Raw genomic sequence first — 13,308 nt, forward strand, 5'->3', positions numbered from 1 at the left:
GCCGTGCATCTATCAACAGGCTCAGACAGGTCTGATGCTGGCTTGACGCGCTCTTGTCATCCCTGCACAGGCAGGCATCCAGTTCGTTGTTGGACTTTGGAGTGGTAGCAAAAGAACTGAATGTCCAGCCGTTCGGCAGTTGAGGAGCAGCTCCAGCCTGCGCCGGATTGACGAGCTTCAGGTCAGTGCAATTTTGCTCGGAGCCTTCCCCGGACTCGATCCGGGGACGAACGGAGCCGAGTCGAAGATCTGAAGTCGACTCGCAATTGAGCGCCTGAATCTGGAACGGAGCCTGCTGGCTCAGTATTTCTTGCCCGGCTTGCCCTTGTGCGCTCCGCCAATTCTTGAGTGCTGAGGTGGCTTGCCGCCGGCACGTGGTGGACGCGAGCCACGATCATTCGAGTCGTCGTCATTGCTTCGCGGCTCACCTGCGGTTCCGCGGGTGATGCGCAGGCGCTGACCGGCGACCCACGATTTCTTCAGGATCTGCAGCACCTCGCTGGGCATGCCCTCGGGCAGGTCGACCAGGCTGTGATCCTCGCGAATCGTGATGCGACCGATGTGCTTGCTGTCGAGTTCGGCTTCGTTGGCAATGGCACCAACGATGTTGCCGGGCTTGACCCCATGCATGTGGCCGACTTCGACGCGGAAAGTTTCCATTCCGGTTTCCGGCGGCCGGTGTTCGGATGCCGCGTGTACGCGTGGTTCGCGGTTTTCCGAAATGCGCTTGCGGCCATCTTCGGCCGGATTGCTGAACGCCTCGGTGCGCGCGGCACGTGGGTGCGGCGGACGATCGGCACGTGGCCGTTCGCTGCGTTCCGCTCGTACGGGACGATCATCCCTTCCGCGCTCGCTGCGGCTAGCGAAATCCTTTCGCTCGCGACTGGCGGTGGGGTCGAATTCGCGGCGTTCCGGCCTGGCTTTGGCATCGAGCAACAAGGGCTTGTCGCCCTGGGCGAGTCGCGCCAAAGCGGCGGCGATCTCGATTGCTGGGACATCGTGCTCGGATTCGTATTGTTCAATCAGGCTACGGAACAGTGCGAGGTCGCTGCCTGCGAGAGCGGTCGTGATGCGGTCCTTGAAGCGGGTGATGCGCAGATCATTGACGGTCTGCACCGAGGGCAGTTCCATGATCTCGATCGGCTGGCGAGTGGCGCGTTCGATCTGGCGCAGCATGTTGCGCTCGCGCGGGGTCACGAACAGGATCGCGTCGCCTTCACGGCCGGCGCGCCCGGTGCGACCGATGCGATGCACATAGGATTCGGTGTCGTAGGGAATGTCGTAGTTGAGCACGTGGCTGATGCGCTCGACGTCGAGTCCGCGAGCGGCGACGTCGGTGGCGACGAGGATATCCAGCTTGCCGTCCTTCAATTGCTGGATGGCGCGCTCGCGCTGGGCCTGGGCCAGGTCGCCATTGATGGCAGCGGCGGCGAGTCCGCGCGCCTGCAGACGTCCGGCAAGCTCCTCGGTGGCGACCTTGGTGCGCGCGAAGATGATCATCGCGTCAAACGGTTCGGCTTCGAGGATGCGAGTCAGGGCATCAAGCTTGTGCATGCCGCTGACCAGCCAGTAGCGCTGGCGCGTCTTTGCTGCGGTAGTGGTCTTCGACTTGATCGTTATTTCGACGGGCTCGCGCAAGTGGTTCTGCGCAATGCGCCGAATCTGCGTGGGCATGGTGGCCGAGAACAGCGCGACCTGACGAGTTGGCGGCGTTTTCTTGAGCACTGCCTCGACATCGTCGATGAAACCCATGCGCAGCATTTCATCGGCTTCATCGAGAACCAGGCAACTCAACTCGGATAGATCGAGCGAGCCGCGTTCAAGATGATCGATGATGCGTCCGGGAGTGCCGACGACCACATGCACGCCACGACGAAGTCCGCCCAGCTGAGGGCCATAGGCCTGACCGCCATAGATCGGCAACACATGAAAGCCCGGGATATGTGTGGCATAGCGCTGGAATGCCTCGGCGACCTGGATCGCAAGTTCGCGCGTCGGCGCGAGCACCAGGGCTTGCGGCTTCGTTTTGCGCAAATCCAGATCGTTGAGGATAGGCAGCGCGAAAGCCGCCGTCTTGCCGGTGCCGGTCTGGGCCTGGCCGAGTACATCCTTGCCCTGGAGCAGGTGTGGAATCGTCGCGGCCTGGATCGGCGATGGCGACTCGTAACCGAGTTCGGCAAGAATGCGCTCCAGAGGTTCGCTCAGGGCAAGATCCTTGAAGGATGTATCTGGTGGCGTGACGTCGGTCGCCGGGTCGGACATGAGATTCTCGATGCGTCGACGGCCGGAATCGGCAGGTCGGCGTTGAAGGAAGGGCGCGTATTGTAGCGGCTTGTCTGGCGTGCTGCGCGTTGTGTGTAATGCGACGTAACATCGGGTCGGCTGCGATTCAGGACTTCTCGGCGCTGTTCTTCCTGCCCGATCCGGATTTGTTGCCGCCCCCATCTTCCTTGTTGACCGTCGCCCAGGCCTGTTTCTCGGCCTCTTCTCTGGAAACACCGCGCTCGCGATAGCTTTCCTCGATGTGCTCGGCCTTGCGCTTCTGTTTGTCCGTGTAAGCGGATTTGTCTCCTCGTGACATGATTGGCTCCTGCGAACGTGGAAAGCCTGAGCATGGACCATCCTGGCTGAGCCGTTCCCGAATCATGAGTGCCTGAATTGATATTCAAATCAGTGGTTTGCATGCATTCATCTTGTTTCCTGCGACTTCAGCCCCCACTACGGGGTCCAGTTCTCCACCGACTCGAATTCCGAAATGACCGAAATGATTGCGCTGGCCGAACAGCGTTTGCTGCGGCCGGGTGGCCTTGCTGCCACCGACCTTGATCGCGTGTTCGCGCGCCTGATGACGCCGGCGGTGGACTATGCCGATCTCTATTTCCAGCATTCGCGCAGCGAGTCATGGGTGCTCGAGGATGGCATCGTCAAGGACGGCAGCCATGCGATTGAGCAGGGCGTGGGCGTGCGCGCACTCTCAGGTGAAAAAACCGGATTTGCCTATTCCGACGATATTGTCATGCCGGCTTTGCTCGAGGCAGCGGGTTCGGCCCGCGCGATAGCGCGGGATGGCGGCAACGGCAACGGGCGGCCGCTGGTGTCCACCACGACTCGCGCACTCTATCCGGCAGTCGATCCCATTGACTCGATGGGCAGCCAGGAGAAAGTGGCGCTGATGCGTGAAATCGACGCCTATGCTCGATCGCTGGATGCGCGGGTACGCGAGGTGATCATAAGCATCGCGGCTACAGTCGACACGATCATGATTGCCGCATCCGACGGCACCCTCGCCGCCGATGTCCGCCCGCTGGTCCGCTTCAACGTGCAGGTCATCGTTGAGCAGGATGGGCGTCGGGAAAGCGGCGGTAGCGGCGGCGGTGGCCGTTACGACCTGATCGAGTTGCTCGGCGATGATCGACCACGGCGCACGGCGCGCGAAGCGGTGCGTTCGGCCCTGGTCAATCTCGAGGCCGTAGCGGCACCGGCCGGCAACATGACCGTCGTGCTCGGGCCGGGCTGGCCCGGCGTTCTGCTGCATGAAGCGATCGGGCATGGATTCGAAGGCGACTTCAATCGAAAGGGAACATCGGCATTTTCCAACAGCATGGGTCAGCGCGTGGCTGCCCCCGGCGTCACCATCGTTGATGATGGCACCATGGCCGGGCGTCGCGGCTCGCTCAGCGTTGATGACGAGGGCACGCCGACCAACCGAACCGTGCTGGTCGAGGACGGCATCATGAAGGGCCTGATCCAGGACAAGTTCAATGCGCGCCTGATGGGAATGAAAGCCACCGGGAACGGCCGCCGCGAGTCTTTCGCGCACCTGCCGATGCCCCGCATGACCAACACCTACATGCTGGCCGGCGAACGTGACCCCGAGGAGATCCTGCGTTCGGTCAAAAACGGGCTTTACGCGGTGAATTTCGGTGGTGGTCAGGTCGATATCACCAATGGCAAGTTCGTGTTTTCGGCCAGCGAGGCCTATCTGATCGAAGACGGCAAGGTCACCCGGCCGGTCAAGGGTGCGACCTTGATCGGCGCGGGTCCGGAAGTGCTCAAGCACGTTTCAATGATTGGCAATGACCTGAAGCTCGACGAGGGCGTCGGTGTCTGCGGCAAGGATGGGCAGAGCGTGCCGGTTGGCGTCGGCCAGCCAACGCTGAAAATAGACAATCTCACCGTGGGTGGAACAGCGGCCTGATGAGTGTCATCAGGCTACCCGATGGCACCTCAGCCCGCTTGGCTTTGCATGTCGCGCAGCGTGCGGAACAGTTCGCGTGATGCCTTCGGGGGTTTCTGTTTCTTTGCTTCCACGTTCGCCTGGCGGATCAGGTTGCGAAGTTGCTGGCGGTCGGCATCGGGATACTGGACCAGCACGTCTTCGAGCGCGGCGTCACCTTCCGCGATCAGGCGATCACGCAGGGCTTCCAGTTGATGCAGCAGGGCAGTCTCCCGATGAGACTGTTGGCGGTCGATATCGAGGACGAGGCGAATCGCATCGATCTCCTCGGGCTCCAGACGTCGCATCAGCTTGGCCAGGTACTGGGTCTCGCGCTTGCGTGCGATGGGCTGGTGGATTGCGCGGGTCCTGCGCACCTCGACGAGCAGGTCCTGGTCCAGCGGAACGCGACTCAGCTGGGCATCGGTCAGTATTACCAGGGACTCGGCCAGTTTGAAAATGGCGGTGGCATCGCGGCGTCTCTGGCTTCGGCTCGGTCCGTCGAAGGCGTCATCGGTTTCATCGTTTGACATCGGGTTTCTGCAGGTTGATGCCGCATTCGGAAGTCGAATCGGCGCATGGGACAACAAGAGGATAAGGCGTGAATCAGGCAATCACCAATCGCGATGACAGTTTGGCTGAACTGGACAGGCTGGCAGAGCTGACCGAAGACGTCCTTCGTCGCTGTCGAGCCAGGGGGGCTAGTGAAGTGGATGTTGGTGTCGGCGTTGACGTCGGCCTTGATGTCAACGTGCGCCTCGGTGAAGTCGAGTCGATCGAGCATACGCGCGATCGGGGGCTTTCGCTGACCGTCTACTTCGGCAAATGCAAGGGATCAGCGAGCACGGCAGATCTCCATCCCGATTCAATCGAGAAGACCATCGAGCACGCCTGCGCCATTGCCCGATTCACGGAGGAAGATCCCTGCAATGGCCTGGCAGATGCCGATTTGCTTGCGCACGACTTTCCGGATCTGGATCTCTGGCATCCCTGGGATATCACGGCCGAAGAGGCCGCCGACCTGGCGCAGCGCTGCGAAGAGGCTGGGCGCAACCATGATTCGCGCATCAGCAACTCCGAAGGTGCGACCGTGCAGATCGGGTCGTCGTTGGCGGTGGGTGCCACCTCGAATGGCTTCTTCTCGCGTGAGCGGGATACCCGGCACATGATTTCGGCGGCATTGCTGGCCGAAGACGGCTCCGGCATGCAGCGCGATTACTGGTACGAATCGGTGCGCAGCGCCAGCGATTTTCCCGATGTCGAGTCGATCGGTCGCAAGGCGGCCGAGCGCACTGTTGCGCGACTGGGCGCTCGTAAACTGGGCACCACCCAATGCCCCGTCCTGTTCACTCCCCAGGTTGCGCGCAGCCTGATTGGCCACTACCTCGCCGCGGTCAGTGGCGGCGCGTTGTACCGTCGCGCGAGTTTTCTGGTCGACCATATTGGCAAGCCGGTGTTTCCGGAGTTTGTCCAGATCGTGGAACGTCCGCACATTCGCCGCGGGCAGGCTTCGGCTTCGTTCGATGCCGAAGGCGTTGCGACAAGGGATTCGGATCTGGTTACTGACGGACGTGTCGCGCGCTATCTGCTGGGCAGTTATGCGGCGCGAAAACTTGGCATGCGCAGCACGGGCAATGCGGGTGGCGTACACAACGTGATCGTCACCCACGGCGAAGAAGATTTCCACGGGCTGCTGAAACAAATGGGCACCGGACTGGTCGTGACCGAGTTGATGGGGCAGGGCGTGTCGCTTCTTACTGGTGACTACTCGCGCGGCGCCTCCGGATTCTGGGTCGAGAATGGTGAAATCGTGCATCCGGTGGAAGAGATCACGATTGCATCGAACTTGCGCGAGATGTTCGCGAACATCGTCGCCATCGGCAGCGATGTCGATCCGCGCTCGCACATCCTGACCGGATCGATCCTGCTTGATCGCCTGACCGTAGCCGGATCATGACTTTCCGGCCTTGATCCGGGTGTCCGGTGGTCCCATCTTGGGTAGGGTCACGGAACAGGAGAACAACATGAACGTCGAAACCGAACCGCAGGCTGAGCCGCAGCCTGATCCACACGAGGTGGTTGCTCCGGTCGGAGATGAGCGCACCTGGGCACTGCTCGGTCACTTGTCGGCGTTCAGCGCCTTCATAGTTGCCGGTCTGGGTTGCGTGCTTGGCCCCCTGATCATCTGGCTGATCAAGCGCGACACCCTGCCGTTCGCGGGCGACCAGGCCAAGGAAGCGCTCAATTTCAACATCACCATTCTGCTGGCCGGACTCGCACTCTGGATCGTCACCGTAGTGACGCTTGGCATCGGGCTGTTGCTGACCGTTCCCCTGGGTCTGGCCCTGTTCGCCTACTGGCTGGTGTTCACGATCGTCGCGGCCGTCAATGCCAATAACGGAATTCGCTATCGCTATCCGTTCACGTTGCGACTGGTCGAATAGGCAATCGCATCAGGGAGTTCTGACGTGGCTGGCTCAGCTTTCTCGCTCGGCGACGAAGCGGGCCAGATCACGCAGGCAGGTCGCTGATTCGCCGAAAGGCTGGATTGCCGCAAGCGCCTGTTCAGTGAGTTCGTCGAGATGGGCCACCGAGGCCTGCAGGCCAAGTATGGCTGGATAGGTCGGTTTGTCGTTGGCTGCATCCTTGCCGACAGTCTTGCCTATCTGGCCGGCATCGCCCTCGACATCAAGGATGTCATCACGGATCTGGAAGGCCAGGCCCACACAATGTGCATAGCGGTCCAGCGCCTCGATCCTGGACTGATCCGTACAGCCCGCTGCGAGTGCACCCAGCCTGACCGAGGCGCGGATGAGTGCGCCTGTCTTGTAGACATGCATGCGTTCGAGTTCGTTCGCATCCAGACGCTGTCCAATCGCGCCAAGGTCAAATGCCTGGCCGCCGGCCATGCCTTGCGAGCCGCAGGCATTGGCAAGTACACGCAACATTTCCAGACGGGTTCGGGTGTCGATGCCGGCGGCGGTTTCCCTCGTCAGCACTTCGAATGCAAGGGCCTGCAAGGCATCTCCGGCGAGTATGGCCATGGCCTCACCGAATTCGATGTGACAGGTGGCGCGGCCGCGACGCAGTGAGTCATCGTCCATTGCAGGCAAGTCATCGTGCACCAATGAATAGGCGTGGATGATCTCTACGGCCACTGCAGCGGCATCGAGGCGCTCGAGCGGCGCAGAAAACGCACTGCCGGTTGCGTAGACGAGCAGGGGTCGCATGCGTTTGCCACCACCCATGACGGCATAGTGCATGGCGCGATGCAGTTCGAGCGGCGGTTCCTGCAATGGCGGCAGAGCCAGCGCAAGCGCGTAGTCGGCGTGTGCTGCAAAGTCGCGCAGTGTAGGCGTCAGTTCGATCGCGGGTGTGGCGGCAATGATGGCGGTTTCCTGCGCAGGCACGGGTCCCGGCGCTGACTGTTCGAGCCGACTACGGTGTATCGGGGTCGAAGGGTTCGGCGGTTTCGGGTTTGGTCGGATCGAGTAGCTGCTTGACCCGAAGCTCGGCCTGTTCGAGGGCGCTCTGACAACTGCGGTAGAGGGCGACTCCACGCTCGAACGACTTGAGCGAGTCATCCAGGCCCATCTCGCTTTCTTCCATTCGTGTGACCAACTGCTCGAGTTCGTCCAGCGACTGTTCGAATTCGGCGACCTGATCTGGGTTTTTCGGACTGGATGCAGACATGCGGCGAAGGCTAGCCTGCCATCAGGCAGGGGTCAATGCGTGTTCCCATACAAGACGGCACGCATGCTGCGCGAAACGCTTGCGACCCGCGTCACTTGTCCAGAGATCCGCGATGGCCAATAGCTGTTCGTCCGCATCCACCACGATGGGAATGCGGCCGCGCTCCCATGGCGGAATACCCGCTTCCTGGAACAGATCGCGCAGTTCGCGCGTATATCCGTTGCTGGACAGTCGCAGGGTTTCGCCGCCGCGGCGAAAGCGCACGGCAAAGGGCTGTTCCGCCAGTGCGGTGATGTCCCGCCCGTAGTTGTCGACCAGACGCAGCGCTCCCAGCCCTGCCGGCAACGGTAGCGTCACGCCATCCCATGGCCTGCGCCACTGGGCCTCGGGTAGTTGCATCGGGCGCAGCGCATGAACGAGGTCCCGGTAGCGACGGATCTCTGCGCCAGGCCACCGGATGCACGGCAGCTTGTGCTCGGCTGCCTCGGCAAGCTGACGAACCAGTTCACTGACCTGATAGCGGTTGGGTTCGGGCAGGTCGATCGCGCGCAGCCATCGGCGCAATACCGGATCTCGCAATGCGTCCGGCAATTCCAGCCATTGTCGGTAGCGCAGCGTCGCAGGATCCAGGCCTTGCACGCGGGCTAGCGCGAGGGCCGACTGTTCATCAATGAAATCTGCTGCGGCGCGTATCCATTCTGCACTCTGGGTGATGCTGGCGTCCGCTTCGGGCCATCGTTTGCGTACGCGCGGCAGTACTTCCAGTCGCAGATAGTTGCGGTCAATCAGCGGGTTGGCATTGCTTGGATCGCTGATCCAGACGAGCCCGGCCTGATCCGCATAGGTGCGAAGTGTCGTACGTGCGGCACCCAGCAACGGACGCCAGGCATGGCCATGGCCGAAACGCCGCAATTTGCGCATGGCTGACAGCCCTTCGGGCCCGGCCCCACGCAGCAGTTTGAGCAGGACAGTTTCGGCCTGATCATCGCGATGATGGGCGAAGGCGACGATTTCGCCCTCTGCCAGTGCGGATTGCATGGCTGAGAAGCGTGCCCGCCGGGCTGCTGCTTCCAGTCCCAATCCGCTGGAGAGCTCGACGTCGACCGAAAGTACGGTGAGTGGTACGTCCAGCGCGCTGCACACCTGGATACACACGGAAGCCCATTCACGGCTTGTGTCCTGCAGGCCATGGTCGATGTGGATGGCGCGTAGTCCGCGCTCGCGCGCCGCTGGCAAGCCTGCCAGGCCGTGCAAAAGTACGCTTGAATCGAGGCCGCCGCTGTATGCCACGGCGATCGGGCCCGATGGCAACGCTGCCAACGAGGCGCCGATCAGGTCGCGCAGTCGGCCAATGGGCATCGAATCTTCCGTCAGCCGCGGCGTTGCCGCTGTATCTGGCCTGCATTCAGTTCCATGAACAAACTACCTTCCCGCAGTGCCCGGATTCCATCAGGTCGAAACCCTTCTGGAAATCGTCGATCGGTATCTGGTGCGTAAGGACCTTCTGCAGCGGGAATCCGCTCAGTACCATCTGGGTCATCTTGTACCAGGTCTCGTACATGCGCCTTCCGTAAATACCCTGGACGGTGAGGCCCTTGAAGATGATCTTGTCCCAGTCCACGCCCGCACCCCGCGGAAGGATGCCGAGCAGGGAAATCTTGCCGCCGTGATACATGCACTCGAGCATGTCATTGAAGGCGCGCGGGTTGCCGCTCATCTCCATGCCCACGTCGAAACCTTCGATGTGCAGATCCTTGACCACATCCAGGAGGGATTGTTTGGAGACGTTGACCACGCGCGTCGCGCCCATGTCGGCAGCGAGCTTGAGGCGATAGTCGTTGACGTCGGTGACCACGACATTGCGCGCACCCACATGTTTGGCGATGCCGGCGGCGATGATGCCGATCGGCCCGGCGCCAGTGATCAGAACATCCTCGCCGATAAGGTCGAATTCCAATGCCACGTGTGCGGCATTGCCGTACGGATCGAAGAACGCAGCAACCTCGGAAGGGATCTGGTCCGGAATCGGCCACAGGTTAGACGCTGGAACGGCAACATACTCGGCGAATGCACCGTTTCGATTGACGCCGATTCCGATCGTATGGGGGCACAGGTGCTGTTTGCCGGCGCGGCAGTTGCGGCAGACTCCGCAGACGATATGCCCCTCGGCAGACACGCGTTGGCCGATGTCGTAGCCGCGAACACCGGCGCCGATCTCGACGATGCGCCCGACAAATTCGTGGCCAATCACGAGGCCGGGCTTGATCGTCCGCTGCGACCAGTCGTCCCACAGGTAGATATGCAAGTCGGTTCCGCAGATGGCGGTTTTCTCGAGCTTGACGAGCACGTCGTTCGGGCCGATTTCGGGCACCGGTACCTGCTCCATCCAGATGCCTTTTTCCGCTTCGCGCTTGACCAGCGCCTTCATCATGTTGCTCATTTGATCTTCCTGGCAGCCTGTCGGGCTGCATGAGATTGAGGCGAAAATCCGGCTGTGCGGACACATGGCCCGGGCGGTTCGCCGCTCCACGCGGGTTCAATGGGTTGGGAAGCGACGGACAGCGGACCACACAGATGGATTTGCAGCCCGGCTGAACACGATCCGACGAGCTGCTTGAGTACCATTCGCATTATACGTTCAAAGTGAATGGTGTCCGCTTGCTGTTGCGAACGCCCGAGACGTCGCAGCTCTCGCGGCCGATGGCCAGGATTCCGAGCCGGATGCTGGCCGGCTTCAGGAGGTCGGCAGCGGTCGGGCAGGTGCTTCCGCTTCGTTCAGGCGCAGCAGTTCGATGACCGCGCTCTGATCCATGGACCGGTGGAAGTGGAACCCTTGCAGGCGATCGCAGCCTGCAGCCTGGAACCAGGCAAGCTGTGCTGCCGTTTCAATGCCTTCGGCGACGACCTCCAGGCCCAGGCTATGGGCGAGCGCGAGCATCGCACGGACGATCGCCGCATCTCGCGGATCGATGAGCACGTCGACAACGAAACTGTGGTCGATCTTGATGCCGTCGAACGGCAATTGGCGCAAATGCTTGAGTGACGAGAACCCGGTGCCGAAATCATCCAGCATCACACGTACGCCGAGGTCGCGGAGGCGATCGATGCTGAGCGCGGCACGCTCGGGCCTCTCGAGTGCGATCGACTCGATGATTTCGATTTCCAGGCATGTTGCAGGCAGGCCTGTGCGCTCGAGAATCGAGTGGATCAGGTCGGGGAAGCCACGACGCTGGAAGCTGTAGGCCGAAACGTTGACTGCCACGGTGAGTGGTTCGCGGTCCTTTCGCTGCCAGCTTCCAGCGCAGACGCAGGCCTGGTTGATGACCCACACATCAAGCGCCTCAACCAGTCCCAATGGCTCCAGTTCGCCGATGAAGGCGTCGGGCTGCAACCGTCCCTTGGTTGGATGCTGCCAGCGGACCAGGGCCTCGAATCCACAGATCGCAAGACTCCAGCCATCCAGGATCGGCTGGAACTCAAGAACGAATTCATTCTTGAAAAATGCCGTGCGCAATTCGGATTGCAAGGCCAGGCGACTGCGAGCTTCGGCATCCAGATCTGGCGCATAGAAACGATAGCGCATCGCTCCTTCGCTCTGCGCGCGTGCTCGCGCCATTTCCGCGAACGACTGCAGGGCTTCCGCGCTGGTGGCATCTCGTGGCGCGAGCGCAATTCCGACGCTGGCTTCAAGGGCCAGTTCCTTGCCGCTCCACATGACTGGCAGTGCAAGAGCGGTGAGGATTTCTTCGGCGACGCGCGAAGCACCGGCTTCTGCGCTCGATCCGGTTCCGTGTGCAGCCAGATGATCGGCGCCCGGTCGCGCAGCAACGAGCCCATTCTTGCGCGCCACTTCTTCAACGCGTTCAGCACCGGCGGCGAGGGCAACGTCGACACCGTCCATACCCGAAGCCACCGCGATGTTGCCCAGATTGTCCAGTCGAACCAGGAGCAGCGCGGCACCCTGCGGATTCTGCATCTGCTGGCCGAGATGGCTGAGCATCTGAGCCCGATTGGGCAAGCCGGTCAACTGGTCGAACAATCGCAGGCGTTCCGCGGCATCCGATGCACTTTCGGCACGATTGCGCTCGTTCTCCAAAAGCCAGATAACCAGGCCGTAGCCAATGAAGATCTGCGTGATCAGGCTGACGACATTGGTGTAGCGCATCCATGACCAGGGAGCCAGTCCATTCAACTGCGCGATGTAGGCCGCAAAGACATGCAACTGGTCGAGACCGTAGAGGCTTAGCGCCACGCCTGTCAGTTGTTGTCCCAGACGACCGCGAGGCCACTGCCAGGCAATGGCCAGCCCCATGCCCAGGGCGGCCAGTCCGACGACCAGGTAGCGCAGGCCGACGCGGAGAAAGTGACGCTGAAGCGTGAACTGCGGGTCGAACGCAAAGGCCAGGCCGCTGAGTAGTCCGATCAGACCGGCAAGAACCAGGGCGTGTCGGATCTGTTCTCGGGTCCAGCGTCGCGCGTTCCAGATCGCCAGGGTTCCCATGATCAAAGTCGCAACCTGGGTATAGGCAGCGATCAGCGACAGGCACGAAAGCCCGAGACGGAGGGGGTGCGCGGTCGGCACCGTGCCCACCAGCAGCCAGGAGGTTCCGGCGGTAACGAGGTAGATCGACAGCGAGAAGAAGCTGATCGACCAGAGCAGCAAGTGGTCGCGGCGGAAAACCCGATAGTAGTGCGCGAAAACGACGCCCTGGGTGAGGGCAATCAGCGATCCCGCGAGGTAAATCACGAGGCCGAGTTTTGCCCACTCATCCATTTCGCAGCGCCTGCATAAAAAGCAATCAATCGCTATGGGAGCCCAGCAGCGCCGTGTTTGTCAAAGATTATGTTGTGGGCGGACGCAAGTCCTTGCGTGCAAAGCCCGGTTCGCCGCGTGGTAGCGCAATAGGGTCGGCATTCGGGACCGCACGGTGTCTGCAAGAAGCGGGCTAGAATTGCCACGTGTCCGTACAGATTCGAGAAAAGCTCCTGTCAGTCAATCCTGCCAATGCCAATGTTCCACGGAGCCTGCTCCGAAGTCGGTTGCCCATGAGCGGGTGTGACGCATGTTGAAACGCGGCCCGGACCAGCGACCATCCATGATTTTTCTGATGGGTCCGACTGCCTCCGGCAAGACCGACCTGGCCTGTCGCCTGGCGGAGCGTCATGCCATTGATCTGATCAGCGTCGACTCCGCCCTGGTCTATCGCGGCATGGATATTGGTACTGCCAAGCCGGACGTGGCGACTTTGTCGCGCTTTCCACATCGGCTAATCGATATACGGGATCCATGTCAGCCATATTCGGCTGCCGATTTTCAGAAAGATGCCCAGAGCGAGATCGCGGGCATCACGGCTGCTGGTCGGATACCGCTGCTGGTTGGCGGAACGGGTCTCTACTTT

12 protein-coding genes are annotated in these 13,308 nt (G+C 61.5%); 4 read left to right on the forward strand and 8 right to left on the reverse strand.

What is annotated here, in order from left to right:
• Positions 1–300 precede the first annotated feature (300 nt).
• Positions 301–2,262 carry a DEAD/DEAH box helicase gene (locus tag WBP53_RS05055; RefSeq protein WP_423926574.1) on the reverse strand — a complete coding sequence of 654 codons (1,962 nt, stop codon included), beginning with the start codon at positions 2,260–2,262 and terminating at the stop codon, positions 301–303.
• Positions 2,263–2,389: 127 nt separating this feature from the next.
• On the reverse strand, positions 2,390–2,581 hold the full coding sequence (locus WBP53_RS05060) for a hypothetical protein (protein ID WP_423926596.1): 192 nt from the start codon (positions 2,579–2,581) through the stop codon (positions 2,390–2,392).
• 174 nt (positions 2,582–2,755) lie between these two features.
• Between WBP53_RS05060 and tldD the strand changes: the two genes are divergently transcribed.
• Positions 2,756–4,198, forward strand: a complete 1,443-nt coding sequence (tldD, locus tag WBP53_RS05065; protein ID WP_423926576.1) for a metalloprotease TldD — start codon at positions 2,756–2,758, stop codon at positions 4,196–4,198.
• 29 nt (positions 4,199–4,227) lie between these two features.
• Here the strand turns inward: tldD and yjgA are convergent, their stop codons facing one another.
• Entirely contained in the window at positions 4,228–4,749 is a 522-nt protein-coding gene (yjgA, locus tag WBP53_RS05070; RefSeq protein WP_423926578.1) for a ribosome biogenesis factor YjgA, read from the reverse strand.
• Positions 4,750–4,817: 68 nt separating this feature from the next.
• Here yjgA and pmbA point away from each other — a divergent pair, with 68 nt between their 5' ends.
• The gene (gene pmbA / locus WBP53_RS05075) at positions 4,818–6,173 is read left to right on the forward strand and encodes a metalloprotease PmbA (protein ID WP_423926580.1); all 1,356 of its coding nucleotides are present in this window, start codon (positions 4,818–4,820) and stop codon (positions 6,171–6,173) included.
• Positions 6,174–6,240: 67 nt separating this feature from the next.
• Positions 6,241–6,660 carry a DUF4870 domain-containing protein gene (locus WBP53_RS05080; protein ID WP_423926582.1) on the forward strand — a complete coding sequence of 140 codons (420 nt, stop codon included), beginning with the start codon at positions 6,241–6,243 and terminating at the stop codon, positions 6,658–6,660.
• A gap of 33 nt (positions 6,661–6,693) precedes the next feature.
• Here the strand turns inward: WBP53_RS05080 and WBP53_RS05085 are convergent, their stop codons facing one another.
• From WBP53_RS05085 to WBP53_RS05105, 5 genes are all read right to left on the reverse strand, one after another.
• Positions 6,694–7,578, reverse strand: coding sequence for a polyprenyl synthetase family protein (locus tag WBP53_RS05085; protein ID WP_423926592.1), 885 nt, complete (start codon positions 7,576–7,578; stop codon positions 6,694–6,696).
• A 76-nt stretch (positions 7,579–7,654) separates the two neighbouring features.
• Complete coding sequence (locus WBP53_RS05090; protein WP_423926584.1) at positions 7,655–7,909, reverse strand: exodeoxyribonuclease VII small subunit; 255 nt, start codon at positions 7,907–7,909, stop codon at positions 7,655–7,657.
• Between the two features lie 21 nt (positions 7,910–7,930).
• Positions 7,931–9,268 carry a tRNA lysidine(34) synthetase TilS gene (gene tilS, locus WBP53_RS05095; protein ID WP_423926586.1) on the reverse strand — a complete coding sequence of 446 codons (1,338 nt, stop codon included), beginning with the start codon at positions 9,266–9,268 and terminating at the stop codon, positions 7,931–7,933.
• Positions 9,269–9,314: 46 nt separating this feature from the next.
• Complete coding sequence (gene tdh / locus WBP53_RS05100) at positions 9,315–10,337, reverse strand: L-threonine 3-dehydrogenase (protein WP_423926594.1); 1,023 nt, start codon at positions 10,335–10,337, stop codon at positions 9,315–9,317.
• 306 nt (positions 10,338–10,643) lie between these two features.
• Positions 10,644–12,683: a putative bifunctional diguanylate cyclase/phosphodiesterase gene (locus WBP53_RS05105; protein WP_423926588.1), complete on the reverse strand. Its 2,040-nt coding sequence runs from the start codon at positions 12,681–12,683 to the stop codon at positions 10,644–10,646.
• A gap of 322 nt (positions 12,684–13,005) precedes the next feature.
• Here WBP53_RS05105 and WBP53_RS05110 point away from each other — a divergent pair.
• Positions 13,006–13,308 (forward strand): tRNA (adenosine(37)-N6)-dimethylallyltransferase (locus tag WBP53_RS05110; protein WP_423926590.1); only part of this gene is annotated, 303 nt, incomplete at its 3' end.

Source organism: Dokdonella sp. (assembly GCF_049593775.1).
In the GTDB taxonomy this organism is placed as follows: domain Bacteria; phylum Pseudomonadota; class Gammaproteobacteria; order Xanthomonadales; family Rhodanobacteraceae; genus Dokdonella.